Below are 25,961 nucleotides of genomic sequence, written 5' to 3' on the forward strand. Positions count from 1 at the left end.
TCCACCGTCCGACCAGTGAAGCGTGCCGGCACCGCTTACGGCTACGCCCGGCCGCGATAATTCATGGCGACGGCCGACGGCGCCGAAAGCTGTTCCACTTCGCGCGTCAGGCTTTCGCGAAGCGGCGATCGGATGCAAACCGGATCCGTTGCGCTCGCGTCGCCGGCAAGCGCCATCGCCTGACAGCGGCAGCCACCGAAATCCACCTTCCTGCGCTCGCAGCTCCGACAGAGCTCCGGCATCCAGTCCTCGCCGCGATACGCATTGAAGGCGGCGCTGTCATACCAGATGCTGGAAAGCGAGTTTTCGCGCACGTTCTCGAAGGAGAGGCTCGGAATAGTTTCCGCGGCGTGGCATGGGAGCACCCGCCCCGACGGCGTGACGTTCAAGCCGACGCGGCCCCAGCCGCCCATGCAGGCCTTTGGATACTTCGAATAATAATCGGCGGGCACATAGTCGATCACCAATATGCCCTCATACTTCACGCGCGCTTCGGCGACGGTGCGCGTGGCGCGCTCCACCTGCTCGCGCGTCGGCATGAGAGCCTCTTTGTTGCGCTCGGCCCAACCGTGGAACTGCACGGTGGCGACTTCGATGCGGCGCGCCTTCAACCGGATCGCCAGTTCGATCATCTCATCGATCTCGCCCATGTTCTGTCTGTGGCAGACGGCATTCAGCGTCAGCGGTATGGCGGCATCGGTCGCCCAGCCTGCGACCGCCATTTTCCGTTCATAGCCGCCTTTGTACCCGCCGATCCGGTCGGCACTTTCGGGAGAAACGCCCTGGACGGAAAGTTGGATATGGTCGAGCCCGGCTTCGGCGAGGCCGCTCATCCTCACCTCCGTCAATCCCACGCCCGATGTGATCAGGTTGGTGTAGAGGCCGAGCGAACTCGCCGCCTGCGTCAATTCCACAAGGTCGCGGCGCGCGGCCGGCTCCCCGCCCGACAGGTGCAGATGCAGGACGCCGAGATCGGCGGCTTGCGCGAAGACGCCTGTCCATTCCTCTGTCGACAGTTCTTCCTTGGCTTGCGTCAGGGCGATCGGATTGGAGCAATAGGGACAGGCGAGCGGGCAGCGATGCGTCAGTTCCGCCAGCATGGCCATGGGAGGCGGAACACGCGGCATGGCGCGCTCGGTCTCGGCTGGCCCTGCCATAATGTCGCTCATCGGACGATCTCCAGCATGCGGCGGACGGAGAGCTCCTGGACGAAAGTCCTGACGTCCTCGGCGATCTCTTCGACGGGGGCGTCGAACTTCTCGGCAAAGTCGGCCGCGATCCGGTCGAGGCTGCGTTCGCCGTCAAGCGCCTGAACGATCGCGACGGCGATGTCGTCCACGGCCATGGCCCGTTCCGGGGCCAGCAGCACGGTCTGGCCGCGAACCGTATCCTCGTGCAACCGGACCCCTCGCGCCAGCTTGACGACACTCGATCCTGAAATCACGGGCACGTCGGCCGTCATTCCGCTGCCTCCCGCGCTCTCGGGTCGCGGATCACCCCTTCCTCGCCGTCCCAGGCCCCCGGCGGAATGCGCCCCGGCGCGACATAGGCCGAATAAAGTGCATCAAGCTGTGCCCATAGGACCTCCGTCTTGAAGGTGAGAGCCTGAACGGCAGCGTCCTGTTTTTCCCGCGTGTCGGCATGGTCGAGAACATAGGCAAGGCCGAACTCGACATCCCGGGGCGCCTCCGCCAGCCTCTGGCGGAAGTAAGCGAGCGCCGCATCATCGGCGAAGGCGTAATGCTCCAGCAGGCCGGCAATGCGCTCCGAGTGGATCTTCGGCGCAAAAAGCTCGGTCAGCGAGGATGCCACCGCCTCGAGGAGCGGCTTCTCACGCACGAAGGAGACATAGGCGTCGACGGCAAAGCGGGTCGACGGCAGGACGCCCCTTGCCGAGGCGACATAGGCGGGATCGAGCCCCACGGCTTCGGCGAGACGCAACCAGCGACGGATGCCGCCGCCTTCTTCGACGCCGCCGTCATGATCTTCGATGCGGGAGCGCCAGGCCCGGCGCATATCCGGGTCGTCGCAACGCGACAGGAAGGCCGCATCCTTCATGGGAATGCGGCTCTGATAATAATAGCGGTTGATCACCCAGGCGCGGACCTGGGTCGTCGTGCAGCCGCCGCCATGAAGCATCGCATGAAACGGATGCCTGTCGTGGTAACGCTCCTTGCCGACCTCCAGCAGGCGGGCATGGAATGCTTGCTTGTCAGTTGCCGTCGTCACAGCCGGACCTCCATGCCGTCATAACCGATCTCGAAACCCAGGGCCTCGACGCGGTGGCGCTCGCTGCCGACGCGCCAGACCGGGTTGGTGTTGTTGATATGGACATAGATCTTTCTCCGGATGTTCAAGGGATCGAGCGCATCGAGGCTGCCGCCTGCACCGTCGATCGGCATGTGTCCCATGCGGCGGCCGGTCTTGCGGCCCGTGCCGGTCAGAATCATCTCGTCATCGGAAAAGAGGGTGCCGTCGAAGAAGACCGCATCGGCATCGCGCAGACGCGCGGCGAGGCTATCCGTCATCATGGCGCAGCCCGGAATGTAGTAGATCCGCTTGCCGCCCGCCCCCAGCTCGACACCGACCGTGTGCTCGCCCTCGATGCCCAGATCGGGCTCCCCATCTTCCAGAAAAAGCGGCACCTTGCCCGGAACGGCGAAAAGCCGTGCCTCAAGTCCTGGAAGCGGCGAGAATGCCTCATCGATTTCGATGGTCTTCCTTGAAACTAACTGCGGATCGAGGACCTGGAAGACCGGGTTGTCGGCGACGATCCGGCCGACTGCGCCGGTCGAAAACAGTGTGAATGCCTGTTTCTCCCGCAAAACGAGAAGTCCTGCCAGATGATCGATGTCGCCATTGGTCAGCACCACGCTCTCGATAGGGCTGTGGCGCAGGCGGCACGGTTGCAGCTGGCGATTGGTCTGGATTTGCTGGCGGATGTCCGGAGAGGCGTTGAAGACGGTCCAACTCTCGCCGTCGAGGCTCACCGCAAGCGACGACTGTGTTTGCGGCTTGAGCCCCGAGCTCGGATCGCGCGCCATCGCGCAGTTGGGACAGCCGCAATTCCATTGCGGGAGACCGCCGCCGGCGGCGGCCCCCAAGACGATGACACGAAGATCGGACGTTTTGTTCACCGGAATACCTGATGCTTTACCGATCCTCGTCGAGCTGGCCTTCAGAAGAGGATCGGTTCATCCCCGTCCGCAGGAGCGTAGCGGGTGATTTCCATAGCGCAGCTGACTTCGATGAATTTCGGTTTATGCCAGGCCATACTTCCTCCATTCGCCCGTGGGGTCGTTGTGCTCGCTCCCGTTCCTGCAGGCGCCCGTGCGGTCGGGGCGGGCATGAAACCAGGCAGGGCCCGTAGCAGGCCCTGACCGGTGAACGGCCGGAACGACAATTCGCTGCTCCGGCAGAGCCCGGCGGCGCCGTGGCCGGGCTTTTCGGCAAAGTGCAATCTCCTCTTGGGGCGCATGGTAGCAAGCGATGTGGTACCCCACAATTACGACCTAGGTGTCGGTCGGCGCCGCTTTTCGCCCGCATGGCGCTCTAACGCGCCAGTACCGGTCGTGTTCACGAACTTCCGGCCGAACAGGTCTAAAATCATCGTGATCTAGCCGAATGCGTTGGCCGGATAAGGCTTGCTGACGACCGGCAGATAGCGGGCGCCGGAGGCCAGCACGAACCGCTCGAAGGCCTGCATAGCGGGTGTCGCGGCACGGTCCAGGCGCGATACGGTGAACCACTGCCGGCGGATCGGCGTGTCGACCACATCGAGTATCACGAGCCGGCCGAGCTTCACCTCCTGCTCGATCGTATGGGCCGAGATGAAGGCAAGCCCGAGACCCGCGATGACGGCCTGCTTGATCGTCTCGTTCGAGGCGATCTCCGTGCCGAGCTCCTCAAGCTCGTGCGGCGTGTCGCTCAGGAAGATCTCGAGCGATATCCGTGTTCCCGATCCCTTTTCGCGCACGAGGAACTGTTCCTGCGCAATCCGGTCCCGTGAAATCTCCAGCATGCCCGCGAGCGGGTGACCGGAGGGAGCGATGAAGACCAGGGGATGATCGCCAAATACCTGCGCCCGCACCTCGAAGTCACGCGGCGGCCGCCCCATCAGAGCGATGTCGATCTCGTGGTCCCGCAGCTTGGCGATGATTTCGGCGCGGTTGCCGATGAAGAGATTTATCTCCACGGCGGGAACCTGATCGCGAAAGGCGGCAATCAGCTGCGGCGCGAAATATTTCCCGGTCGATACGACTCCGAGGCGCAATCGCCCTGTTCTGAGCCCCTTGATGGCGTCGATCGAATCCTCGAGGGCGATGAGGCTGTCCTCGATCGCCCGCGCAGCCTCAAGAAAGGCAAGGCCGTAAGCCGTGGGCACCATGCCGCCGCGCGTGCGGTCGAAGAGCGCAACACCGGCATCCCGTTCCAGATGCTGAATCTGCAGGGTGAGCGCCGGTCCGGTCAATCCCAAGGCTTCGGCGGCAAGGTTGATCTTTCCCAACCGGCAAACGGCTTCGACGGTGCGGAGCTGGCGGAAGGTCACGTTGCGCATGGCTCAGAGTAAGAAAATTTAACTTATGAAGTCAAACGAATAAATTTTACAAACTCCCCTTTTGCGCCATCCTTCCCTCGACAGCGTGTGGAGGAGACATCATGTCAGGCGCAACTCTCGAAGCTCACCTCGCTTCATACACGGCCCGCTGCGACGACATCTCGCGGGATGTCGCCGCCGTGATCCAGAGGCTGGCGAAGGCCGCCCTCGACATCCGCAAGCTCGTCAGCCAGGGAGCGCTCGGCACCGCTTTCAATGGCACCCGCGGCGGCAGCAACACGGATGGCGATCTGCAAAAGGATCTCGACATCCTGTGCGACGACCAATTCCTGTCGTCGCTGCAAGGCGCCCCCGTCGCATGCTATGCCTCGGAAGAACTGGAGCACCCCGTCCTGCTCGATCCGGCTGCACGCCTCGCGGTTGCCATCGATCCGCTGGACGGCTCGTCGAACATCGACAACAACGTCTCCATCGGCACGATCTTCTCCGTGCTTCCCGCCGCCAAGGGGCCGGACGTGGACCCCTCCCAGTCCTTCCTGCAACCGGGAAGCCGGCAACTGGCGGCGGGCTTCTTCATTTATGGACCTCAAACCGCTCTCGTGCTGTCGCTCGGCAGGGGCACGGAGATCTTCATCTTCTCCAGCAGGCTCGGATGTTTCGTCGAGGCCTGCAAGTCGGTCAGCATCCCGGAGCGCGCAAACGAATTCGCCATCAACATGTCGAATTACCGGCATTGGGAAGAAGCGATCCGGCTCTATGTCGACGACTGCCTGGCTGGCTCCGAGGGCCCCCGCGAGCGGGACTTCAACATGCGCTGGATCGCCTCGCTCGTTGCGGAAACCTATCGCATCCTCATGCGCGGCGGGATCTTCCTGTACCCCGCCGACGGCCGGAAGGGATACAGCCAGGGACGGCTGCGGCTGGTCTACGAGGCCAACCCGATCGCCTTCGTCGTCGAGAATGCCGGTGGCGCAGCCACGACATCCGTCGACCGCATACTCGATCTTGTTCCGGAAGATCTGCACCAGCGCGTGCCGCTGGTCTTCGGTTCGCGCCGCGAGGTGGCGCGCATCACCCGCTACCACGTCGACCCGAACATGATCGGCGAACGCGCTCCGCTCTTCGGCAAGCGCGGTCTGTTCCGCGCCTGAGGAGACCAGCATGTCAGCCAAGTATCCAATCATCTCGATCACGGGCTCGTCCGGCGCCGGCACCACGACCGTCAAGGACACGTTCGAAAAGATCTTCAAGCGTGAGAACATTTCGGCATCCTTCATCGAAGGCGATGCCTTTCATCGCTACGACCGGGAAACGATGCGCAGCAGGATAGCCGAGGAAAAAGCCAGAGGCGTCGACTTCACGCATTTCTCCGCCGAGGCGAACGAACTGGAAATCCTCGAAAGCGTCTTTGCAGAATATGGCCGGCGCGGGGTCGGGCGCACCCGTCACTACGTGCATGACGAGGCCGAGGCCGCGAAATTCGGCTCGGACCCCGGCACGTTCACGGACTGGGAAGAACTCCGCGACAGCGACCTTCTGTTCTATGAGGGGCTGCATGGCTGCGCCGTCACCGACACCGTGAACCTCGCGCAGCATTGCGATCTGAAGATCGGCGTCGTCCCCGTGATCAATCTCGAATGGATCCAGAAGATCCACCGCGACAAGGCGACCCGCGGCTACTCCACCGAGGCCGTGACCGACACGATCCTGCGGCGCATGCCCGACTATGTGAATTACATCTGCCCGCAGTTTTCTTTGACGGACATCAACTTCCAGCGCGTGCCGATCGTCGACACGTCCAATCCCTTCATCGCGCGCTGGATACCGACACCCGCCGAATCCATCCTGGTCATCCGCTTCGCCAAACCGCAAAGCATCGATTTCCCCTACCTGCTGTCGATGCTGCACAACAGCTACATGTCGCGCGCCAATTCCATCGTGGTGCCGGGCGACAAGCTCGATCTCGCCATGCAGCTGATCTTCACCCCGCTCATCCACAAGCTGCTTGAGCGCAAGCACCGCATGTCGTGAGGAGAACATCATGAATGTTTCGCAGCAGATCGGATCCCGCGCCGCCGCATCGGAGGGCAGCATGGCCGATGCCATCCGGTTTCTTTCCATGGATGCCGTGCAAAAGGCCAATTCCGGCCACCCCGGCATGCCGATGGGCATGGCCGACGCGGTGACCGTGCTCTTCAACCGCTTCCTCAAAATCGATCCCTCGCGGCCCGACTGGCCGGATCGCGACCGTTTCGTCCTTTCTGCCGGCCACGGCTCGATGCTGCTCTATGCCATCCATCACCTGATCGGCTTTGCCGACATGCCGATGGCGGAGCTCTCGGCGTTCCGCCAGTTCGGCTCGAAGACGGCCGGCCATCCCGAATATGGCCATGCCCTCGGTATCGAGACCACCACCGGCCCGCTGGGTCAGGGGATCTCGACCGCTGTCGGCATGGCTATCGCCGAACAGATGATGGCCGCCCGCTTCGGCAGTGCGCTCTGCAACCACTTCACTTACGTGGTCGCCGGCGACGGCTGCCTGCAGGAGGGGATCAGCCACGAGGCAATCGACCTTGCCGGACATTTGAAATTGCGCAAGCTCATCGTGCTGTGGGACGATAACCGGATATCGATCGACGGCTCAACCGATCTCTCCACCTCGATGAACCAGCTTGCGCGTTTCCGCGCCGCCGGCTGGGACGCGCAAGCGGTCGACGGCCACGACCCTGATACGGTGGCAAAGGCCATCGAACGGGCGCGCCGGACCCGCAAGCCGTCGCTGATCGCCTGCCGCACTCGGATAGGCAAGGGTGCCGCCAGCATGGAGGGCTCGCACAAGATCCACGGCGCGGCGCTCGGCGAAAAGGAGATCGCTGCCACGCGCGAAAAACTCGGCTGGCCGCATCCGCCCTTCTTCGTTCCGCCCGAGATCAAGGCCGCCTGGCAAAAGGTGGCGGCGCGGGGCCGCATGGCCCGGGAGGCCTGGGAAATCCGCCTTGACGCTTCGCGCTCGAAAAAGCGCTACGAGCAGACCATAGAGCGGCAGCTCGATGGCGAGCTCGGCGATCTGCTTGCAAGATTCCGGAGGGCGCATCGCACAAGGGCTACGAAGGTCGCGACGCGTCAGGCCTCGCAGATGGCTCTGGAGGTCATCAACGGCGCCACCGCTTTGACGATTGGCGGCTCGGCCGACCTGACCGGCTCCAACCTGACGCTGACCTCGCAGACCCAGCCCATCTCGCCGGGCAATTTCAAGGGCCGCTACCTGCATTACGGCATCCGCGAGCACGGTATGGCGGCCGCCATGAACGGCATTGCCTTGCATGGCGGTTTCATTCCCTATGGCGGCACCTTCCTGGTCTTTTCCGACTATGCACGCGGTGCGATGCGCCTTTCGGCCCTGATGCGCCTGCCGGTCATCTACGTGCTGACCCATGATTCCATCGGGCTCGGCGAAGACGGGCCGACCCACCAGCCGGTCGAGCATCTGGCCATGCTGCGCGCCACGCCCAACCTCAACGTCTTCCGTCCGGCAGACATCATCGAGACGGCAGAATGCTGGGAGATCGCGCTTGGCGAAAAGAAGACGCCGAGCGTCCTCGCCCTTTCGCGGCAAGCCCTGCCGATGCTGCGCCGGACGGACGGGAACGAGAACCTGTCGGCGCTCGGGGCCTATGTCCTGAGGGAAGCGCGCGGCGACCGGGACATCACGCTTCTTGCCACGGGATCCGAAGTCGAGATCGCCGTCGCTGCAGCGGAGCGCCTGCAGGCCGAAGAAGGGATAGCAGCGGCGGTCGTCTCCATGCCGTGCTGGGAGAAGTTCGAGGCTCAGGACGCGGCCTATCGCAGCCAAGTCCTCGGAGATGCACCGCGCATCGCCATCGAGGCGGCGGGTCGCCTCGGCTGGGACCGCTGGATAGGCCCCGACTGTGCTTTCGTCGGCATGACCGGCTTCGGTGCCTCGGCGCCGGCCGGAGACCTCTACCGGCATTTCGGCATTACCGCCGACCATGTCGTCGCAGAAGCCTTGGAGCTTCTCCGCCGGGCATACCCGGAAACGCCGCCCATAGGCGGCCGCACCGGCCCGCAAACGGTCGCCCATATCGTCAGATCATCCGAGGAGGCATGACAATGGCCCGCATCACGCTTCGCCAATTGCTCGATCACGCCGCCGAACGCAGCTATGGCGTGCCGGCATTCAACATCAACAACATGGAACAGGGGCTGGCAATCATGGAGGCGGCGCGCGCCTGCGATGCTCCGGTGATCCTCCAGGTCTCGCGTGGCGCCCGCTCCTACGCAAAGGACGTCATGCTCGCCAAGATGATGGAAGCACTCGAAGAGATGTATCCGGACATCCCGCTGTGCATCCATCAGGATCACGGCAACAATGTCGCGACCTGCCTCACGGCGATCCAGCACGGCTTCACCTCGGTGATGATGGACGGTTCGCTGAAGGAGGATGCCAAGACCCCCGCCGACTACGATTATAACGTCGCGATCACGGCGGAGGTGAGCCGTCTCGCGCATATGGTCGGCGCCTCGGTCGAAGGCGAACTCGGCTGCCTCGGATCGCTCGAGACCGGCCATGGCGAGGCAGAGGACGGCCACGGCTTCGAAGGCGCGCTCGACCGTTCGCAGTTGCTTACCGATCCGGACGAAGCCGCCCGCTTCGTCGCCGAGACCGGCGTCGATGCGCTGGCCGTCGCCATCGGCACATCGCACGGGGCCTACAAGTTTACCCGCAAGCCCAACGGTGAGGTCCTCGCCATGGAGGTGATCGAGAAGATCCATGAGCGGCTGCCGGACACCCATATCGTCATGCACGGCTCCTCCTCCGTGCCGCGGGAATGGCAGGACGTTTTCAACGCCCATGGCGGTCAGATGCGCGAGACCTACGGCGTCCCTGTCGAGGAGATCGTCCGGGGCATCCGCTTCGGCGTACGCAAGGTCAATATCGACACCGACCTGCGCCTGGCCGCGGCCGCTGCCTTTCGCCGCGTCGCCGACACGAGCCGCGCGGAGTTCGATCCCCGCAAATTCCTGAAACCCGCCATGGACGCCATGTCGGCGGTTTGCAAGGCCCGCTTCGAGGCCTTCGGAACCGCCGGAAATGCATCCCGCATCAAGGTCGTGCCGATGTCGGAGATGGCCCGCCGCTACGCAAGCGGCTCCCTGAACCCCCAGACGGCGCGGTCTGAAGCCGCCTGATCGCATCCATTCAGAGGAAAGGACCCCATACTATGAACGCCGACGCAAAGACTGAGATCAAGGGCCGCGAACGTTACAAGGCAGGCGTGCTGAAATATGCGCAAATGGGCTATTGGAACGGAGACTACGAGCCGAAGGATACCGACCTTATCGCGCTCTTCCGGATCACGCCGCAGGACGGCGTCGATCCGATCGAAGCGGCCGCGGCCGTCGCCGGCGAAAGCTCGACGGCCACATGGACGGTCGTCTGGACCGATCGCCTGACGGCCTGCGATCAATACCGCGCCAAGGCCTATCGGGTCGATCCGGTGCCGGGAACGCCGGGGCAGTATTTCTGCTATGTCGCCTACGACCTCATCCTCTTCGAGGAGGGATCGATCGCAAATCTGACGGCATCGATCATCGGCAACGTCTTCTCGTTCAAGCCGCTGAAGGCGGCAAGGCTCGAGGACATGCGCCTGCCCGTCGCCTATGTGAAAACCTTCAGGGGCCCGCCGACGGGCATCGTCGTCGAGCGCGAACGGCTCGACAAGTTCGGCAAGCCACTTTTGGGTGCCACGACCAAACCGAAGCTCGGCCTGTCGGGCAAGAACTATGGCCGCGTCGTCTATGAGGGGCTGAAGGGCGGTCTCGACTTCATGAAGGACGACGAGAACATCAACTCGCAGCCCTTCATGCATTGGCGCGACCGCTATCTCTACTGCATGGAGGCCGTCAACCACGCTTCCGCAGTCACCGGCGAGGTCAAGGGGCACTATCTCAACATCACTGCCGGCACGATGGAGGAGATGTACCGCCGCGCCGAATTCGCCAAGGAGCTCGGTTCCGTCATCGTCATGGTCGATCTCATCGTCGGCTGGACGGCGATCCAGTCGATCTCGGAATGGTGCCGGCAGAACGATATGATCCTGCACATGCACCGCGCCGGTCACGGCACCTATACGCGCCAGAAGAATCACGGCATCTCCTTCCGCGTGATCGCCAAATGGCTGCGGCTCGCCGGCGTCGACCACCTGCATGCGGGCACGGCCGTTGGCAAGCTCGAGGGCGACCCGCTGACGGTGCAGGGCTACTACAATGTCTGCCGCGAGATGAAGAACGAGGTCGACCTTCCGCGTGGTCTCTTCTTCGACCAGGATTGGGCCGACCTCAAGAAGGTCATGCCCGTCGCCTCGGGCGGCATCCATGCCGGCCAGATGCACCAGTTGCTCGATCTTTTCGGCGACGACGTCGTGCTGCAATTCGGCGGCGGCACGATCGGGCATCCCATGGGCATCCAGGCAGGAGCCACCGCAAACCGGGTCGCGCTGGAAGCCATGGTGCTTGCGCGCAACGAGGGCCGCGACATCGCCCACGAAGGTCCCGAGATCCTGCGGGCGGCGGCAAAGTGGTGCAAGCCGCTGGAAGCGGCCCTCGATACCTGGGGCAATATCAGCTTCAATTACACCCCGACCGACACGTCGGATTTCGTGCCGAGCGTAACCGCGGCCTGACGGACCTGACCTGACGGGCACAAGAGAAGGAGAGACGACATGCGTATCACCCAGGGATGCTTCTCGTTCCTGCCGGACCTGACCGACGAGCAGATCACGGCACAGGTAGAATACTGCCTCGAAAAGGGTTGGGCGATCGGCGTCGAATATACCGACGACCCCCATCCCAGAAACACCTATTGGGAAATGTGGGGCAATCCCATGTTCGATCTCAAGGACGCCAAGGGCGTGATGATGGAACTGGAGGATTGCCGCAAGGCCCATCCGCAGGACTATATCCGCCTCAACGCCTTCGATTCCAGCCGCGGCCTGGAGACGGTGACGATGTCCTTCATCGTCAACCGCCCCGATAACGAGCCCAGTCTCAGGATGACCCGGACCGAGAGCAACGGCCGCAGCCAGCATTATATGTGGGAAACGCAGCGATAGGAGGAGCGACAATGCTGATGCCGGATGCTCCATCTACCACCGAGAGCCTGCCGACTTCGGTCGACCTCGCCGAGGAATACCAAGCCTCCGGCGTCGCCGAAATCCTCGACGAACTCGACCGGGAACTCGTGGGCTTGAAACCCGTGAAGCAGCGTATCCGCGAGACGGCGGCACTGCTTCTCGTCGAGCGGGCCCGCCGCGCAATGGGCCTCAGCCATGAGCCGCCATCGCTGCATATGAGCTTCACGGGGAACCCCGGCACCGGCAAGACGACTGTGGCGCTGCGCATGGCCAACCTGCTGCACAGGCTCGGCTATATCCGCAAGGGCCATCTGGTGTCGGTGACGCGCGACGACCTGGTCGGACAATATATCGGCCACACCGCACCCAAGACCAAGGAGATCCTGAAGAAGGCGATGGGGGGCGTGCTCTTCATCGACGAGGCCTATTACCTCTACCGCCCGGACAACGAACGCGATTACGGTCAGGAAGCGATCGAGATCCTGCTGCAGGTGATGGAGAACAACCGCGACGACCTGGTCGTCATTCTCGCCGGCTATGCCGATCGCATGGATCGCTTTTTCGAGAGCAATCCGGGTTTCCGCTCGCGTATTGCCCACCACATAGACTTCCCTGACTATGACGACGAGGAACTGCTGTCGATCGCCGAGAGCATGCTCAGCCGGCAGGGGTACCGCTTCGACAGCAAGGCGTCTGCCGTCATGAGCGACTATATCGCGCGCCGCCGGCGCCAGCCGCATTTCGCTAATGCGCGCTCGATTCGCAACGCGCTCGACCGGGCCCGGCTGCGACAGGCGAACCGCCTGTTCGAGGAAAGCGCCGGACCGGTCGATGCCGAACAGCTGTCGACCATAACCGCTCGGGACATTGCCGCAAGCCGCGTGTTCGCCACAGTCGAGCCCAGCCATACGGGGACAGCGCCATGAATGAGAAAACCATCATAGCCCCTTCCGTTCTTTCGGCCGATTTCTCGCGGCTCGGCGAAGAGGTCGAGGCCGTATGCCGGGCCGGTGCGGACTGGATCCATCTCGACGTGATGGACGGCCACTTCGTGCCCAATATCACTTTCGGCCCTCCGGTCATCAAGGCGCTGCGGGACCGCACGGACAAGGTGTTCGATTGCCATTTGATGATCGCACCACCCACGCCCTATCTCGGCGCTTTCGCCTGTGCCGGCTGCGACATCATCACCGTGCACGCCGAAGCGACCACGCATCTTGATCGCTCGCTGCAGGCCATCCGCGACGTCGGCTGCAAGGCGGGCGTATCGCTCAATCCCTCGACGCCGGAGAGCGTCATCGAATATGTGCTGGACCGGCTGGACCTCGTCCTCCTGATGACGGTCAATCCGGGCTTCGGCGGTCAGGATTTCATTCCGGCCGTGGTCGACAAGGTGCGGCGGGTGAAGTCGATGATCGGCGGCCGTCCGATCCACATAGAAATAGATGGCGGCGTGACGCCGGAAACCGCACCGCTCGTTGCCGCGGCCGGGGCCGATGTGCTGGTTGCCGGCTCGGCGGTATTCAAGGGCGGCGGCGAGGAGCACTACGCCAGGAACATCGCCGCCATCCGCGCCGCCTCCGATGGGGCCATCAGGAAGGCAGCGTGAACCATGGCCGCTATACCGCCCCTTTGTGATTTCGGCTGGCCTGCCATCGACGCCAAGCTTCCCGGCGTCGATGGCTTCACCCACTCCATATTCGAGCAGACCGGCCCGAAGGGGCTGGTCGTTGCCTTTATCTGCAATCACTGCCCCTATGTGAAAGCGGTCATCGCCCGGATCGTGCGGGACGCGATCGACCTCAGGGCCCATGGGATCGGCTTCGTGGCCGTTAACTCCAACGACGCCGGCAATTACCCGCAGGACTCGTTCGAAAACATGAGGCGCTTCGCTTCGCAAAATGCCCTGCCCTTTCCTTATCTCCACGACGAGGACCAATCCGTCGCCAAGGCCTACAGCGCCGTCTGCACGCCCGACTTCTTCGGCTTCAACAAGGACATGAGGCTGCAATATCGCGGGCGGCTGGACGCCTCGCGCAAGGAGATCGGTCCTGCCGATCTCAGACGCGATCTCTACGAGGCGATGGTCATGGTCGCGCTGTTCGGCAAGGGACCGGCCGAGCAGCAGCCTTCCATAGGCTGTACCATCAAATGGAAGATTTCGGCTTTTCAGCCGTTCACCATCGCGCCACGCGTCTTCTGATACGCCACGACGCACGACATCCGAGCAAAGACCCGTCGATACCACTGGCTCTCGTCGCAGCAGCGCCGCGTCTGCGGCGCGGAAGAGAATTCAGACCAGGAACTCGGCTGACTGAATTCCTGTGACAGGACAGGATAGAAAGCGACCGCGGAAACGCCTCAGCCCCGCCCGTCGAAATGCCTCTTCGATGAGAGGCGACGGGCGGGGTCCGAGGGAGGAGACGGTCGGCTGGCGGAGCGGAGTCCCCATGTCGACAGGTCAGGCCGGCAGGGCGCCGGTCTGTTTGGCGATATGCGTGGCGATCGCGTCCATCAGAGGCGGAGACAAGCAATCGTAGGGTTGCAAGCCGAGTTCCTTCAGCCGTGCCCGTATCTCCGGCATGCTCTCCGGGTTCACTCCGCTTTCGATGATCGAGGAAACGAAGGCAGCAAATTCAGGGGGCGACCAGCCCGTTTCGTTGCTAAGCTCGGTATGGACGAAATCGAGACCGTAGAATGGGTGCTTGGTGTTTTCGATCCGGCCATACATGTGCGTGCCGCAGTCGCGACAGGCGTAACGCTGGATCGTCGCGCTCGGGTCGACGATCTGCAATTTTTCCGCACCCGAGGTGACCTCCACGTTGTCGCGGCCGACGACGGCGATCTGCGCAAAAATGGCGCCCTCGGGTTTCCAGCATTTGGTGCAGCCGCAGGCATGGTTGTGCGCCGTCTGCGAGCCGATCCGCACGGTCACCGGATCTGTGGCGCATTTGCATTTCAGCGTACCGCCGGCAAAGCCTGGACTGGCAGGCGGAAAGCCGTTGTCGATGGACGGATGTAGCTTGAGCATTGGTTCCTCCTCGGCTTTGAACGTCCTTCGTTCGCAAGCAGGATCAGTTGAAATGCGGCTCGCGGCAATATAGCGGAAAGTGTCGGTTTTCGGCGTCGGACGCCCAGATGGCGCCCGGCTTCAGCCTTTTGGACGAAGCATGGCGCGGGCAGGATTGTAGCCCCAGAGTGCGGCGAGCATGAACAGGACGAAGCATGCGCCGACCCAGGCGAGTGCCGTCAAATTGAGTTCGCCGTATAGCGCGAAGCGTATCAGCTCGACCGCGTAGGTGAATGGATTGAGGGCGCAGATGTCGCGCAGCAGCGGAGAACTCTCGGCCATCTTCCACAGCGGATAAAGTGCGGAGGACAGGAAGAACATCGGAAAGATGACGAAGTTCATGACGCCGGCGAAGTTCTCGAGTTGACGCACGGTCGAGGATATCAGCAGGCCGAAGGCACCGAGCATCAGTCCGCTGATGACCAGGGCCGGCAGCACCGCGACGTAGCCGACCGGCGGCACGGTGATGCCGGTCAGCGCCGCGATTGCCAGGAACACCGCCACCTGCAGGATGGAGACGATCACCCCGGCCAGAAGCTTCGAGAAAAGCAGCCACCAGCGCGGCAGAGGCGAGGTCAGCAGGAGGCGCATGGACCCCATCTCCTGGTCATAGACCAGCGCCAGCGAAGATTGCATGCCATTGAAGAGCTGGATCATCCCGCAAAGGCCCGGAAGGATGTAGACCTCATAGGTGATATAGGTCTGGTAGGGCGGGATGATCGACACGCCGAGCGCAGCGCGGAAGCCGGCGGCAAAAACGATCAGCCAGACGAGCGGGCGGACGAGCGCCGCCAGAAACCGTCCGCGCTGGCGGACGAAGCGCAGGTTTTCCCGGGTGACGATTGCTGAAAGCGCGATCAGCCATGCCTTCATGCCGGAACCTCCCGCCCCTCGGCCGTCATCGACAGGAACGCCTTGGCGAGCCCCTGCCCGCCCGAGAGCTCTCCGGCGCTGCCATCGCTCAGCACCTTGCCGCGATGCAGCACCACGACCTGATCCGTCGGCCGGATCTCGTCGACCAGATGGGTCGCCCAGAGCACCGCCAGCCCGCTCTCGGCGAGCAGATGCACATGATCGGTGATCGCCTGCCGGGCGGCAGCGTCCAGCCCGACCGTCGGCTCGTCGAGCAACAAGATCTGCGGCTTGTGGATCAGGGCCCGTGCGATCTCCATGCGCCGCCGGTGACCGCCGTTGAGCGCACGTACCTGTTCGTCGGCCCGCTCGGCCATGCCGAGCTGCGTCAGCGCCGATTCGATCGCCACAGCGGCCTGCCGACCCGACAAGCCATGAAGCCCTGCGAAATAGCGCAGGTTGCGCCGCACCGAAATGTCAAGATCGAGGGTAGGCTGCTGGAACACCACCCCCATGCGCGCGAGCGCCGCACGCGGCTCGCGGGCTATGTCGAAACCGGCGACACCGATCCTGCCCGCGCTCGTCGCGAGCAGCCGGGTCAGGAGAGCGAACAGCGTCGATTTGCCCGCCCCATTCGGCCCGAGCAGCGCGCAGAACCGGCCGGTCTCCACGGAGAAGCTGACATCGTCGAGCGCCTTGGACTTTCCGTAGCTGTAGCTGACATGGCTGATCTCAAGCCCGATCATGGTGTCCTTCCCGGGAGGCCGGCGCCGGTCCTGCCGCAAACTCATCGACAATCGTCGCCGGTTTTCCGGCGAGACGGAGGCAACGCCGGGCAAGCCGCCGAGCCTCGGCCTCCGAATGGGTCACGAGAATGACCGCTGGGGCGGTTTCCGCGATCAGCGCCTCGGTCAACGTCAACATATCCTCGGCCATCGCGGGATCGAGCGACACATAGGGCTCGTCCATGACCAGAAGCTCCGGCCGTCCGGCAAAGGCCCGCGCGAGTGCCAGGCGCCGCTGCTGGCCGAGCGACAGCTGTCCGGGAAAGAGCCCGGCCTTGTCGAGAATGCCGGTCCGCTCCAGCGCCGAGAGCGCACCTTGCGTGCCGAGTTGCGGATGCACCAGTGTCAGGTTCTCGATGACGCTTCTCCACGGCAGAAGGACGGGTTCCTGGAAAACCATGGCAATGTTTTCCGGTCGGGTAATCTCACCGTCGAAAGCGGTGTCGATGCCGGCGATGAGCCTGAGCAGCGTCGATTTGCCGATGCCCGACGGGCCGAGGATGGCAACGGTCTCCCCGATCTCCATCTCGAAACGGATGTCCCGCAGGACCTCCTCTTCGCCGAACGCCTTTCGGCTGACATCGACCTTGATCACGCCGCCCTCCAGCGCCGCACCCGGCGTTCGGCCGGTTGCAGGAAAAATGCCTCCACCAGCAGCATCACGCCGATGAAGGAAAGCGCATAGACGAGCACCATGGCAACGTTAAAAAGCTGGAAATAGAAATGGATCTGGAATCCGATCCCGCTGGAGCGGCCCAGAAACTCGACCACCAGCACGATCTTCCATATCACGGCGATGCCGGACCGGGCGGCAGCGGCAATGAACGGCGCAAGCTGCGGCATGATCACGTGGCGCAGCCGCGCCAGCGGACGCATGCGATAAACCGCAGCCATGGAGTCGAGGTCCGGGTCCAGCGCCCGGGCACCCTCGCGCAGAAGCGTCGCGACATTCGGGATCTTGTTCAGCACGACAGCGGTAATGGCGGCCGCTTCGTTGAGGCCAATCCAGATGTAGCACAGCACGATGAGCACGAGTGCCGGCAGGTTCAGAAACACGACGAGCCACGGGTCGAGCCATCGATCGACGGAGGCAACCCGCCCCATCAGGAAGCCGATCGCCACGCCGATCACCATGGCCGGCACGAATGCGCAAACCACACGCCACAGCGTCATGCCGAGGTGATAGGGCAACGCGCCCGAACTGAACGCTTGCGCGAAGGGTGCCAAAAGCGCCCAGGGCTGGGGCAGGACGGACGCGTCGTCCGTGAAGCCGGCGGCCGCTATCCACAACAGCAACAGCAGCCCCAGCGACAATGCGCGCACCAAGGCAGGATGTTGCAGCGTCTTATTCAAGGTGCAGGAACAATCCGCTAGGCAGGCTTGTCGCCTTGCCGACGAGCTCTTCTCCGCCAAGTTCCGCCATCAGCCGCAGAAACCGGTCGGCCGCCGCCTCGTCGATCGGCTTGCCGCTCGGAATGCCGGCGCGATATCCATCGCGCAGGGCAATGAATTCAGCGTCATCGGCCGCATTCATCTTGTCCCGCAATTCCTCCCACACCTCGTCATCGCTGCGCAGCAGATCCTTGGCCGCGCGCGAGGCCTTGTAAAGCCCCTTCACGATCTCCGGATGGACCGCGGCATATTCTCCCTTCAACACATAACCGAGGAGCGGCGTGTCAGGATCGAGCTTGAGTGCCGCCGCAGCATCCGAGACGGAGATCAGCTCATGCATGCCCTTGGCCCTCATCTTCGCAAGGAAGTGCCAGAAATTGATGGTACCCGCCGTCTCGCCTGACAGCGCCGACTTGAAGATCAAAGGCGGAGCGCCGAACACCTGCTCGGTTTCGGATGCGAGATCCATGCCATGCTGCTGCTTGGCATAGGCGCGCAGTATCAGCCAGCTCTTGTCGAGCGGACCTCCAGCAATGCCGATCTTCTTGCCGGCAAGATCCGGCAGCGCCTTGATGCCGCTGTCGTCCTTGACCATCAGGCCGCCGACTGCCCGCGAATAGGGGATGAAAACATAATCCTTACCGGCGGCACGCTGGTTGGCCACCCAGATCCAGTCAGCCACCATGGTGTCGGCCTCACCGCCCTCGAAGGCGACGCGCGTCGCGCCGTTGTCCGCGTAGTCCCGGACTGCCAGCTCGAAACCGTTCTTACGGTCGAATTCGTGGGTCTTGATGGTGGATATTTCCCAGTTGACGGTTCCCGATGCAAGCATGGCCGCCCGCATTTGCGGCAGCTCCTCGGCTGCGGCCGCAGCCGGTCCGAATGCGAACAGGCAAGCGGCCACGATCAGTCTCAAGATCTTCATTTTTTCCTCCCCGGAACTGCCACCTTCGCGCGCCCTGTCCCGCGGACTTCTCGGGCGACAGTTTCACTGTATCGAAATCGATACTTTCTGGCTGTCGCTGGAGGTTTCCGGAATTTTCACTTCGTAGCTGCCCGGCTTTATCGCGATGAAGGACAGAGTTGCCGTGCCGGCTTCGTCGAATTCCAGACTGTCGATCGCCATTGGGCGAACCTCTATGCCGTTGACGACGATCTCGTTCATCCAGATCGCACGAAAGAACGGCGCACCGGTGATCGCCAGCTCCGCCGATCCGTCCGCCGTGATCCGCATTTCGTAGTATGCGCCGGACTGCAGCGTAATGGCACCCTTGCCGAGCGGTTTCCCTGACGCGAGCGTGATCTCGATCGGCTCACCGCGGTTGCATTTGGCAAGCAGCCCGGCAAAGCCGAAGTCACTGCAAAGCGGCGCGGCAACGGCCGGACTCGCCAGAAAGAGCGCGGCGAGCACCGCAAGAACCGATTTACGCACGATGAATCCTCCCCATTGGTATCTGTCCATTGGTATCTGTCCACTGCTCCCCCTCAATCCGGCGCGACCACGACGCCCCAGGGCTGCTCGCCCACCTGAACCGAGCGGATCACCTTTTCCGCCTTCACGTCGATGATGCTGATATCATTGGAATTGCCATTGGTGGTGATCAGGAATTCCTCGCCCGGCGTGAATGCCATCTGCCAGACCCGCTGCCCGACAAGCAGGTAATCGAGCACTTCGTCGGTCTCCCCGTCGATCACTGCGACACGGTTTGCGGGTCCAAGCGCCACGAAGATGCGCGAGCCGTCCCGGGTGGCCTTGACGCCGACCGGCTGCAGCCACTCCGGCAGAACACCCGGCACTTCGAACGTGATCTTCTTGGTGATTTTCGGCTCGGCCGCCGACACGTCGATCACGGAAACCGTGCCGCCGATCTCAGCGCTGACGTAGAGCTTCTTGCCGTCCGCCGTGAACTCCGCGTAACGCGGCCGCTGGTCCACGAGCACGTTGTGGACGATCTTGTAGGTCGAGGCGTCGATGAAATGCGCCATATTGGTGGTTTCAGATGTATTGATGATCGTCTTGGCGTCCGGACTGACGGCGACACCCTCCGGCTCGACGCCGACGGGCACCTCGGCCAGTACCTGATGCGTCTTGACGTCCACGACGGTCACGAGATTGTCGTCCTCATTTGCGATGTAGAGCGGATTGCCCGAAGGATCGAGGGCGAAAAGCTCCGGATCCGGACCCGACGGGAGAGTGTGCAGTTCTTCGTAGGTCTCAGGATCGAAGACCCGGACGGTGTCGTCGTCAGACGCGCAGACATAGAGTTCTTTGCCGTCGGGACTGATGGTGATGCCGCGCGGTCTGTTTCCGGCCGGAAACGTGGCGATCACTTCCCAGCTTTCACTGTCGAGCACGGTCACGCTGTTGCCGCGCTCGTTGCTCACGAAGACCTTGTTGGCCTCGGCGGAGCCGGCAGACAGCAGAACGGCAGACATGATCGCCAGTGCGGTTCTGAGCATCTTATCCTCCAAATACGTGGCAGGCCGTCTCCGGCGCATCGATACCCAGCGTGTCGAGTGGGGAATGCTGGTGCAGGAAGCCGTCCTGTGGCGAGACGGAAACGGTCACCCGGCCCTCGGTCAAAAGGACCGGCTGCCGCAACTGTCCGTTCCAGGTGCGGAAGGTCAATTTCTGCCCCTTGAACGCAGCCAGTTCGAAATCCTCGGAAAGAGCATAGGCCCGCACAGTCGCGGGATCGGCCTTGCCGGACCGCGTCACCGCCTCGCCGATCACCCGCATCGCAAGCCATGCCTGATAATCCTCCTCGCGCATGTAGCGGCCGGTGAGTTTTTCGAAGCGGCGCTGGAACTGGGTCGCACCCCAGGCCTCGTGAGCAGGATGCCAGGAGACCGGGCGCAGACCCGCCGAGCCCGCAACCGGCCTCGGATCCCACGTGTGATAAGGCAGATAGGGCGCGAACACGCCGGCCTCGTCGGCCGCGACGATCGCGTCATATTCCTCGGCCTCCTGAGTGAAGACGGGAATCTGCTTTTGCACCATGACATGACCGGTATCCGTGCGCCGCCCTCCGCCGGTGTCGACGAACTCGCGCTCCTCGACGATTTCAGCACCGAATTTGGCTGCCGATTTGCGATAGCTTTCGGCAAGCAGCTTGTCTTCGGGATGCGAGCCGTGGATCAGCAGGATGCGCGACCACTTCTTCCATATGAGAAACTGGACGATGCTGTCGCTGAGCATCGAACGGCTCGGCGAGACGTGCAGCACATTGGCCCGGCAATCGGCATCGCGCAGCCCGTCGTCGCGAGCGCCTGCATTGAAAAGCAGAACGTCCGGGCCGGCCTTGTCGGAGAGCGCCTTCAGCATGCTGCCCTCGGCGATCACCGCGATCAGGCCGACTCCTTCCGCCTTCAGGCCGTCGAGCGCCGCCTCTGCTCGCTCCGGCGCGACTGCCTGCGTTTTCACTGTGTAGTCCATGCCCGTGAAGGCGCCGGTCGTCCGGTTGTCCTCGTTCCCCAGCATGGCACCGGCAAAGCCCAGATCGGCCGGCGGCGCATCGAGCCTGGAGATCGGCGGACCGGCGGCACGATCGATCCGCAGCACAGCCGTCTTCACCTCCACCGCCTGCACCGGGGACGTGACCAGCACCGTCGTCCAGAAAACGGCAAGCAAAAGCGATAGGTTAGGCATTGCCGGAACGACCTCCCAATCTCCCTGACACTCCCTCGGAGATGGAGACTAACAGCGCAATATGTGCCGCAAAACCGATACTTAAGGAGCGTAGTTTAGCGAGTTGCGTGTGCTAGGCTCGACCCATGCGGCAAACCCTGTTAGCACTTGCCTTGATGCTTTCTCCAGCGCTTGCCCTGGCTGCGCCGGATACCCCGCTGACGCGCGGGGCCAAGGTGGCGTTCCTGGGCATGACCTTCGTCGATCTGTCTACGGAGGGCGCATATAATGGGGTGCGCGCAGACGAGACGGCGCGGCTCCAGCTCATCGAGAATACCACGCGCGATCGTTTCGCTCAGGAGGGATTCGTCGTCCTTTCGAACGATCCCGTGGCGACCGAGCTCGCCAGCACGGTCAACCCGGCCGACTGTTATGGCTGTGACGTGCGCATGGGTGAGCGGCTTGGCGCGGACTACGTGCTTGTCGGCGAGGTGCGGAAGGTCTCCAACCTCGTGCTTTCGATCAATCTCGTTCTTCGCGAGGTGGGTTCCGGCGAGATCCTGCGCGGCATTGCCGTCGACATCCGGTCGAACACCGACGACAGCTGGCTGCGGGGCATTCGCTACATCTTGAAAAACCACTTCTTCAAATCATGAATGCACGACGCGCGTGCCGCTACGGGCACGGCGTTCGCGTCACCGGCCGCCCGGCTCCGGTTCGACCCGTTCCGTCGGATAGCCTGCCGCCGTCCAGCCATCGGTGCCTGCGGGATACCAGAAGACACGCCTATAGCCGTACTCCAAGGCGCGCTTGCCTGCATTCCACGACATCCAGCAGCGGTCGAGGCAGAAGAACAGTACAGGCCGGTCCTTGTCGCCATCAGTCGCCTTTTCCAGACCGGCACGAAAATAGTGGTGCATGACGTCGGCCAGCCGGCCATAACCGACATTCGGCAGCCATAGCGCGGATGGAACGGACCGGCGCGGCTTCTCGTTCCAGACCGTTCCCTCGGGGAGCTCGGCGGGCTTCGGCGGCCGCGGCAGGACGTCGACGAAGGCCACCTGACCCGTCTTCCACAACGCATGGGCAGTTTCGGTCGACACGACGGTCGCCCCGGAAAGCGTCGCAGGCACCTCGGCGCGGTACTCACTCTGCCGGTAGCCGGCAGGCTCCTCGGCCGCCGCCGCGGGCAAGGCGACAAGCAGGAGCAGGACCAGCGGATGGAGCCGCAGGCGGATCATTTTGTCGCCTCGAGCGGGCCGGTTCCCATATCGTTCAGGAGCGGCACGCCGGCATCAGCAAGGATCGCGTTGATCTCGGCCTGATTGCGACGAATGAGGGAATTCAGCTTGCGCTCCCAGACCTTCTCGCCCTGCCGCACGCCCATGGTGATGCGGTAGAAGAGCCTTGGCGGCGTGGACTCCGACAGGAGCGGGGTCGCCTTCAGGTCCGGATGGCTCGCCTTGACGAGCGGTGCGCCGATCGGTCCCCAGAGGATGGCCGCGTCGATAGCGCCGGATTCCAGGTCCGCGAGCATGTCGTCGGCAGGGTCCTCGTAGCGCCGGTCGACCATCAGGTGATATCCCTTGGCTTTGGGCAGCAGGCCGTTTCTCGCCATATGGGTCGCCGGCGGCGTTCCCGCGACGATGCCGATCCGCTTGTCCTTGAGAAGAGGGTCGGCAAGCGTCGTGACGCCGGCCAGCGGACCGCCCGACGCAACGATCAGCACATAGGCCGAGGTGTAGTAGTGGTTGGTGTTCAGGACCAGTTCGTCGCCCTGGGCAAAACCGATGACCACATCGCACGCATTGGCCTGCAGGGTCTTGCGGACGAAACCGGTTGCCATAGGAAACCAGGTGTACTCCAGCGGCAGCCCGAGCTTGGATGCCATCAGTTCGGCGATCTTGTTCTCGTATCCCGTACCGGCGCGGTCCGACATCGGCAGATTGGCCGGATCGGCACAGACCCGAAACGCTGTCTTCGACACCAGGTCCGATGTCTGAGCTACCGCCATGTCATTGCCGGCGACCGTCAGCAGCAAAAAGCCGGCTGCCGCCAAGAGGCTACTCGTGACCGAGGCAAGCCTTTTCAGCATCCTTGATCGCATCGGATTTCGCTTCCTTCTTGGCCGGACGCCCCCGCGACAGCGCATCGGCTCCGCGCGCTTTCAGATAGACGTAGATGTCGTCGAGATAACACATCACGTTGACGTTCTCGCCGAAGGCCGGCATCACCGAGTTCTCGGCAGCGCTCACCTTCTTGCGTCCGTTCGTGACGACATCGACGAAATCGTAGTAGTCCATGTTTATCGCAGAGGTCTTCAAGGCCGGCGCGTAGCTCGACCCCTCGCCCTCCGGGCCGTGACAGACGTGACATTCCGAGTGGTAGCGTCGAAAGCCCGAATAGGTCAGCCAGTCGACCGTGCCGTCCTCGGCGATCTTGAAGGTGGGAACGTCGTCGGCGGTGTAGTAGCGCCCGTTTTCGTCGCGCACAGCGGTGATGTTGTCCTTTGGCGCATCTTCTGCGACTGCGGCGCCTGCCATAAACGTCAATACGGCGAGGATCATCGGTACGGCAGTTCTTGTTCTGGTCATCTTGCGTCCTTCTGGGGCTGGTATGAATCGGCGCGGGCTTCGGTGAGCCCGCGCCAACTCCCGGGCGAAGATTGCCTCTTAGTCCGGCAGCTTGAACACGGTCAGCGTGCCGCCGAGTGCGGTATAGTTGCTGAGGGCCGAGTAGCCGCCGACAGCGCCCAGACCTTCCGTCGGGTTGGTCAGGCCGGCTGCGAGACCGATACCGGCCCAGCCGCCGACACCCGAAAGCACGGCCACATACTGCTTGCCGTCACGGGCATAGGTCATCACGTTGCCGATCACTCCCGAAGGCGTCTTGAAGCGATAGAGCTCCTTGCCGGTGGCGGCGTCGACCGCCTTCAGATAGCCCTCGAGCGTCCCGTAGAAGACTACATCGCCGGCTGTTGCCAGAGCGCCGGACCAGACGGAGAACGGCTCCGGCAGAGACCACTTGATCTTGCCTTCCTTGTTGTCCCAGGCAATGAAATTGCCCATGCCGCCATGGCTGTCCTTCGGCGGATACATCGACAGAGTAGCGCCGACATAGGGCTGTCCGGCGGTGTAGCTCACCCGGAACGGCTCGTAGTCCATGCAGACGTGGTTGGTGGGCACGTAGAACAGCTCGGTTTTCGGCGAATAGGCCGCAGGCTGCTGGTCCTTGGTGCCGAGTGCCGCCGGGCAGACGCCGGTGGTGTTGGTGTCTTCACCGTTCTGCTCCGTCGAATACTGTGCCACGACCTGGGGCCGACCATATTGGTCGGAGTTCGGGTCCATGACCACTTCAGTCGCCCAGTTGACCGTCGGATCGTATTTCTCGGCCACGAGCAGCTCGCCCGTGACACGGTCCATCGTGTAGCCGAAGCCATTCCGGTCGAAGTGGGTCAGCAGCTTGCGATCCTTGCCGTCGATCTGCTGTTCGGTCAGGATCATCTCGTTGACGCCGTCATAGTCCCATTCGTCATGGGGCGTCATCTGATAGACCCATTTGGCCATGCCGGTGTCGACGTCGCGGGCGAAGATCGTCATCGACCAGCGATTGTCACCGGGCCGCTGGGTCGGGTTCCAGGTCGAAGGGTTGCCGGTGCCGTAATAGACCAGGTTCTCTTCGGGATCGTAGGAATACCAGCCCCAGGTGGTGCCGCCGCCGATCTTCCACTGATCGCCTTCCCAGGTGGTGAGGCCGGAGTCCTTCCCGACCGGCTTGCCAAGATGGGTCGTCTTCTCGGGATCCATCAGCGTATCGCTGTCCGGGCCCATGGAGTGAGCGCGCCACAGGAGCTTGCCGTCCGCAATCGAATAGGCGGTCACGTGACCGCGGACGCCGAACTCGCCGCCGGATATGCCGACGAGAACCTTGTCCTTCACGGGCATGACGGTGGCGGTATTCGTCTCGCCCTTGGAGGCATCGCCGTTCTTGACGCTCCAGATGACCTTGCCGGTTTTCGCGTCGAGCGCTACGACCGTCGTATCGGCCTGATGCAGGAAGATCTTGTTATCCGCATAGGCCACGCCGCGATTGACGGTGTCGCAACACATTACCGGGATCACGTTCGGATCCTGTTTCGGCTCGTATTTCCAGACGATCTGGCCATCCTTGCTGAGATCCAGCGCGTAGACCATGTTCGGGAACGGCGTATGGACGTACATCAGGTCGCCGATGACGAGCGGCGAGCCTTCGTGGCCGCGCAGAACGCCGGTCGAGAAGGTCCAGGCGACCTGAAGCTTGCCGACGTTATCCTTGTTGATCTGATCAAGCTTGGAGTAGCGCAGATTGGCATAGTCGCCGGTCTGGATGGCCCATTGATTGGGGTCGTCGATGAGCTTCTGCAAGTCATCATTGGCGAGAGCGACCTGTGCACCGCCGCCTATCGACATGATGGCAAGCATTGTAAGAAGTCGTTTCATTTCATCCTCCTCTTGGGTGCTGCCGATAGGGCCGTTCAACCCGC

General features: G+C 62.9%; 29 protein-coding genes. 10 read left to right on the forward strand and 19 right to left on the reverse strand.

Annotation, left to right across the window (positions count from 1 at the left end; all coding sequences use genetic code 11):
- Positions 1-41 precede the first annotated feature (41 nt).
- From pqqE to SINAR_RS0105315, 6 genes are all read right to left on the reverse strand, one after another.
- Positions 42-1,169: a pyrroloquinoline quinone biosynthesis protein PqqE gene (gene pqqE / locus SINAR_RS0105290; RefSeq protein WP_027998104.1), complete on the reverse strand. Its 1,128-nt coding sequence runs from the start codon at positions 1,167-1,169 to the stop codon at positions 42-44.
- The gene (gene pqqD / locus SINAR_RS0105295) at positions 1,166-1,462 is read right to left on the reverse strand and encodes a pyrroloquinoline quinone biosynthesis peptide chaperone PqqD (RefSeq protein ID WP_027998105.1); all 297 of its coding nucleotides are present in this window, start codon (positions 1,460-1,462) and stop codon (positions 1,166-1,168) included. Before pqqD ends, pqqE begins: the two co-directional genes overlap by 4 nt.
- On the reverse strand, positions 1,459-2,229 hold the full coding sequence (pqqC, locus tag SINAR_RS0105300; protein WP_027998106.1) for a pyrroloquinoline-quinone synthase PqqC: 771 nt from the start codon (positions 2,227-2,229) through the stop codon (positions 1,459-1,461). Before pqqC ends, pqqD begins: the two co-directional genes overlap by 4 nt.
- On the reverse strand, positions 2,226-3,137 hold the full coding sequence (gene pqqB, locus SINAR_RS0105305) for a pyrroloquinoline quinone biosynthesis protein PqqB (RefSeq protein ID WP_027998107.1): 912 nt from the start codon (positions 3,135-3,137) through the stop codon (positions 2,226-2,228). Before pqqB ends, pqqC begins: the two co-directional genes overlap by 4 nt.
- A gap of 41 nt (positions 3,138-3,178) precedes the next feature.
- Positions 3,179-3,274 (reverse strand): pyrroloquinoline quinone precursor peptide PqqA, encoded by a 96-nt coding sequence (gene pqqA, locus SINAR_RS0105310; RefSeq protein WP_003528714.1) that lies wholly within the window; start codon positions 3,272-3,274, stop codon positions 3,179-3,181.
- A gap of 342 nt (positions 3,275-3,616) precedes the next feature.
- Positions 3,617-4,558, reverse strand: coding sequence for a LysR family transcriptional regulator (locus tag SINAR_RS0105315; protein WP_027998108.1), 942 nt, complete (start codon positions 4,556-4,558; stop codon positions 3,617-3,619).
- A gap of 101 nt (positions 4,559-4,659) precedes the next feature.
- Between SINAR_RS0105315 and SINAR_RS0105320 the strand changes: the two genes are divergently transcribed.
- Genes SINAR_RS0105320 through SINAR_RS0105360 form a run of 9 tightly spaced genes read left to right on the forward strand, consistent with a single transcriptional unit; the run spans position 4,660 to position 13,915 of the window.
- Positions 4,660-5,709, forward strand: a complete 1,050-nt coding sequence (locus tag SINAR_RS0105320) for a class 1 fructose-bisphosphatase (RefSeq protein ID WP_027998109.1) — start codon at positions 4,660-4,662, stop codon at positions 5,707-5,709.
- Positions 5,710-5,719: 10 nt separating this feature from the next.
- Positions 5,720-6,589 carry a phosphoribulokinase gene (locus SINAR_RS0105325; RefSeq protein WP_027998110.1) on the forward strand — a complete coding sequence of 290 codons (870 nt, stop codon included), beginning with the start codon at positions 5,720-5,722 and terminating at the stop codon, positions 6,587-6,589.
- 10 nt (positions 6,590-6,599) lie between these two features.
- Positions 6,600-8,687, forward strand: coding sequence for a transketolase (gene tkt, locus SINAR_RS0105330; RefSeq protein WP_027998111.1), 2,088 nt, complete (start codon positions 6,600-6,602; stop codon positions 8,685-8,687).
- A gap of 2 nt (positions 8,688-8,689) precedes the next feature.
- On the forward strand, positions 8,690-9,769 hold the full coding sequence (gene fba, locus SINAR_RS0105335) for a class II fructose-bisphosphate aldolase (protein ID WP_027998112.1): 1,080 nt from the start codon (positions 8,690-8,692) through the stop codon (positions 9,767-9,769).
- Between the two features lie 32 nt (positions 9,770-9,801).
- Positions 9,802-11,262, forward strand: a complete 1,461-nt coding sequence (locus SINAR_RS0105340) for a form I ribulose bisphosphate carboxylase large subunit (protein ID WP_027998113.1) — start codon at positions 9,802-9,804, stop codon at positions 11,260-11,262.
- A gap of 39 nt (positions 11,263-11,301) precedes the next feature.
- Positions 11,302-11,691, forward strand: a complete 390-nt coding sequence (locus SINAR_RS0105345; RefSeq protein ID WP_027998114.1) for a ribulose bisphosphate carboxylase small subunit — start codon at positions 11,302-11,304, stop codon at positions 11,689-11,691.
- Between the two features lie 11 nt (positions 11,692-11,702).
- Positions 11,703-12,638, forward strand: coding sequence for a CbbX protein (gene cbbX, locus SINAR_RS0105350; protein WP_027998115.1), 936 nt, complete (start codon positions 11,703-11,705; stop codon positions 12,636-12,638).
- The gene (gene rpe / locus SINAR_RS0105355) at positions 12,635-13,321 is read left to right on the forward strand and encodes a ribulose-phosphate 3-epimerase (protein WP_027998116.1); all 687 of its coding nucleotides are present in this window, start codon (positions 12,635-12,637) and stop codon (positions 13,319-13,321) included. The genes cbbX and rpe overlap by 4 nt, the downstream gene beginning before the upstream one ends.
- Before the next feature lie 3 nt (positions 13,322-13,324).
- Positions 13,325-13,915 (forward strand): thioredoxin family protein, encoded by a 591-nt coding sequence (locus SINAR_RS0105360; protein WP_027998117.1) that lies wholly within the window; start codon positions 13,325-13,327, stop codon positions 13,913-13,915.
- 258 nt (positions 13,916-14,173) lie between these two features.
- Here the strand turns inward: SINAR_RS0105360 and gfa are convergent, their stop codons facing one another.
- The 9 genes from gfa to SINAR_RS0105405 all read right to left on the reverse strand — a co-directional run bounded on the left by gfa (position 14,174) and on the right by SINAR_RS0105405 (position 21,460).
- A complete protein-coding gene (gfa, locus tag SINAR_RS0105365) occupies positions 14,174-14,743 on the reverse strand; it encodes an S-(hydroxymethyl)glutathione synthase (RefSeq protein ID WP_027998118.1) in 570 nt (189 codons plus the stop codon).
- A 120-nt stretch (positions 14,744-14,863) separates the two neighbouring features.
- Positions 14,864-15,655, reverse strand: coding sequence for a lanthanide ABC transporter permease protein PedC (locus SINAR_RS0105370; RefSeq protein WP_027998119.1), 792 nt, complete (start codon positions 15,653-15,655; stop codon positions 14,864-14,866).
- A complete protein-coding gene (locus tag SINAR_RS0105375; protein WP_027998120.1) occupies positions 15,652-16,380 on the reverse strand; it encodes a lanthanide ABC transporter ATP-binding protein PedB/LutE in 729 nt (242 codons plus the stop codon). The genes SINAR_RS0105370 and SINAR_RS0105375 overlap by 4 nt, the downstream gene beginning before the upstream one ends.
- Positions 16,367-17,014, reverse strand: coding sequence for an ATP-binding cassette domain-containing protein (locus SINAR_RS0105380; RefSeq protein ID WP_027998121.1), 648 nt, complete (start codon positions 17,012-17,014; stop codon positions 16,367-16,369). The genes SINAR_RS0105375 and SINAR_RS0105380 overlap by 14 nt, the downstream gene beginning before the upstream one ends.
- Positions 17,011-17,772, reverse strand: coding sequence for an ABC transporter permease (locus tag SINAR_RS0105385; RefSeq protein ID WP_027998122.1), 762 nt, complete (start codon positions 17,770-17,772; stop codon positions 17,011-17,013). Before SINAR_RS0105385 ends, SINAR_RS0105380 begins: the two co-directional genes overlap by 4 nt.
- Positions 17,765-18,736: an ABC transporter substrate-binding protein gene (locus SINAR_RS0105390; RefSeq protein WP_027998123.1), complete on the reverse strand. Its 972-nt coding sequence runs from the start codon at positions 18,734-18,736 to the stop codon at positions 17,765-17,767. The genes SINAR_RS0105385 and SINAR_RS0105390 overlap by 8 nt, the downstream gene beginning before the upstream one ends.
- 63 nt (positions 18,737-18,799) lie before the next feature.
- Complete coding sequence (locus SINAR_RS0105395; RefSeq protein WP_050577439.1) at positions 18,800-19,243, reverse strand: cupredoxin domain-containing protein; 444 nt, start codon at positions 19,241-19,243, stop codon at positions 18,800-18,802.
- A 53-nt stretch (positions 19,244-19,296) separates the two neighbouring features.
- The gene (locus SINAR_RS0105400; protein WP_027998125.1) at positions 19,297-20,271 is read right to left on the reverse strand and encodes a YVTN family beta-propeller repeat protein; all 975 of its coding nucleotides are present in this window, start codon (positions 20,269-20,271) and stop codon (positions 19,297-19,299) included.
- A gap of 1 nt (position 20,272) precedes the next feature.
- Positions 20,273-21,460: a lanthanide ABC transporter ABC transporter substrate-binding protein PedA1 gene (locus SINAR_RS0105405; RefSeq protein WP_027998126.1), complete on the reverse strand. Its 1,188-nt coding sequence runs from the start codon at positions 21,458-21,460 to the stop codon at positions 20,273-20,275.
- Positions 21,461-21,585: 125 nt separating this feature from the next.
- On the opposite strand from SINAR_RS0105405, the gene SINAR_RS0105410 reads away from it, so the two are divergent.
- Entirely contained in the window at positions 21,586-22,095 is a 510-nt protein-coding gene (locus SINAR_RS0105410; RefSeq protein WP_027998127.1) for a DUF3280 domain-containing protein, read from the forward strand.
- A gap of 39 nt (positions 22,096-22,134) precedes the next feature.
- Here SINAR_RS0105410 and SINAR_RS0105415 read toward each other — a convergent pair whose 3' ends face one another.
- The 4 genes from SINAR_RS0105415 to xoxF5 form a co-directional block, all read right to left on the reverse strand.
- The gene (locus SINAR_RS0105415) at positions 22,135-22,680 is read right to left on the reverse strand and encodes a PQQ-dependent catabolism-associated CXXCW motif protein (RefSeq protein ID WP_027998128.1); all 546 of its coding nucleotides are present in this window, start codon (positions 22,678-22,680) and stop codon (positions 22,135-22,137) included.
- Complete coding sequence (locus tag SINAR_RS0105420) at positions 22,677-23,546, reverse strand: substrate-binding domain-containing protein (protein WP_027998129.1); 870 nt, start codon at positions 23,544-23,546, stop codon at positions 22,677-22,679. The genes SINAR_RS0105415 and SINAR_RS0105420 overlap by 4 nt, the downstream gene beginning before the upstream one ends.
- A complete protein-coding gene (locus tag SINAR_RS0105425) occupies positions 23,503-24,033 on the reverse strand; it encodes a c-type cytochrome, methanol metabolism-related (RefSeq protein ID WP_027998130.1) in 531 nt (176 codons plus the stop codon). The genes SINAR_RS0105420 and SINAR_RS0105425 overlap by 44 nt, the downstream gene beginning before the upstream one ends.
- 78 nt (positions 24,034-24,111) lie before the next feature.
- On the reverse strand, positions 24,112-25,917 hold the full coding sequence (xoxF5, locus tag SINAR_RS0105430; protein WP_027998131.1) for a lanthanide-dependent methanol dehydrogenase XoxF5: 1,806 nt from the start codon (positions 25,915-25,917) through the stop codon (positions 24,112-24,114).
- Between the last annotated feature and the right edge of the window lie 44 nt (positions 25,918-25,961).

The sequence above is a fragment of the Sinorhizobium arboris LMG 14919 genome, assembly GCF_000427465.1.
In the GTDB taxonomy this organism is placed as follows: domain Bacteria; phylum Pseudomonadota; class Alphaproteobacteria; order Rhizobiales; family Rhizobiaceae; genus Sinorhizobium; species Sinorhizobium arboris.

Coding starts and splice junctions, on each gene's coding strand:
- SINAR_RS0105340 (WP_027998113.1), top strand. CDS start 9,802: ATGAACGCCGACGCAAAGACTGAGATCAAGGGCCGCGAACGTTACAAG.
- SINAR_RS0105415 (WP_027998128.1), bottom strand. CDS start 22,680: ATGATCCGCCTGCGGCTCCATCCGCTGGTCCTGCTCCTGCTTGTCGCC.
- pqqA (WP_003528714.1), bottom strand. CDS start 3,274: ATGGCCTGGCATAAACCGAAATTCATCGAAGTCAGCTGCGCTATGGAA.
- cbbX (WP_027998115.1), top strand. CDS start 11,703: ATGCTGATGCCGGATGCTCCATCTACCACCGAGAGCCTGCCGACTTCG.
- SINAR_RS0105405 (WP_027998126.1), bottom strand. CDS start 21,460: ATGCCTAACCTATCGCTTTTGCTTGCCGTTTTCTGGACGACGGTGCTG.
- SINAR_RS0105325 (WP_027998110.1), top strand. CDS start 5,720: ATGTCAGCCAAGTATCCAATCATCTCGATCACGGGCTCGTCCGGCGCC.
- pqqE (WP_027998104.1), bottom strand. CDS start 1,169: ATGAGCGACATTATGGCAGGGCCAGCCGAGACCGAGCGCGCCATGCCG.
- rpe (WP_027998116.1), top strand. CDS start 12,635: ATGAATGAGAAAACCATCATAGCCCCTTCCGTTCTTTCGGCCGATTTC.
- tkt (WP_027998111.1), top strand. CDS start 6,600: ATGAATGTTTCGCAGCAGATCGGATCCCGCGCCGCCGCATCGGAGGGC.
- gfa (WP_027998118.1), bottom strand. CDS start 14,743: ATGCTCAAGCTACATCCGTCCATCGACAACGGCTTTCCGCCTGCCAGT.
- SINAR_RS0105425 (WP_027998130.1), bottom strand. CDS start 24,033: ATGACCAGAACAAGAACTGCCGTACCGATGATCCTCGCCGTATTGACG.
- SINAR_RS0105315 (WP_027998108.1), bottom strand. CDS start 4,558: ATGCGCAACGTGACCTTCCGCCAGCTCCGCACCGTCGAAGCCGTTTGC.
- xoxF5 (WP_027998131.1), bottom strand. CDS start 25,917: ATGAAACGACTTCTTACAATGCTTGCCATCATGTCGATAGGCGGCGGT.
- SINAR_RS0105320 (WP_027998109.1), top strand. CDS start 4,660: ATGTCAGGCGCAACTCTCGAAGCTCACCTCGCTTCATACACGGCCCGC.
- pqqD (WP_027998105.1), bottom strand. CDS start 1,462: ATGACGGCCGACGTGCCCGTGATTTCAGGATCGAGTGTCGTCAAGCTG.
- SINAR_RS0105370 (WP_027998119.1), bottom strand. CDS start 15,655: ATGAAGGCATGGCTGATCGCGCTTTCAGCAATCGTCACCCGGGAAAAC.
- SINAR_RS0105410 (WP_027998127.1), top strand. CDS start 21,586: ATGCGGCAAACCCTGTTAGCACTTGCCTTGATGCTTTCTCCAGCGCTT.
- SINAR_RS0105400 (WP_027998125.1), bottom strand. CDS start 20,271: ATGCTCAGAACCGCACTGGCGATCATGTCTGCCGTTCTGCTGTCTGCC.
- SINAR_RS0105345 (WP_027998114.1), top strand. CDS start 11,302: ATGCGTATCACCCAGGGATGCTTCTCGTTCCTGCCGGACCTGACCGAC.
- fba (WP_027998112.1), top strand. CDS start 8,690: ATGGCCCGCATCACGCTTCGCCAATTGCTCGATCACGCCGCCGAACGC.
- SINAR_RS0105360 (WP_027998117.1), top strand. CDS start 13,325: ATGGCCGCTATACCGCCCCTTTGTGATTTCGGCTGGCCTGCCATCGAC.
- SINAR_RS0105390 (WP_027998123.1), bottom strand. CDS start 18,736: ATGAAGATCTTGAGACTGATCGTGGCCGCTTGCCTGTTCGCATTCGGA.
- SINAR_RS0105375 (WP_027998120.1), bottom strand. CDS start 16,380: ATGATCGGGCTTGAGATCAGCCATGTCAGCTACAGCTACGGAAAGTCC.
- SINAR_RS0105420 (WP_027998129.1), bottom strand. CDS start 23,546: ATGCGATCAAGGATGCTGAAAAGGCTTGCCTCGGTCACGAGTAGCCTC.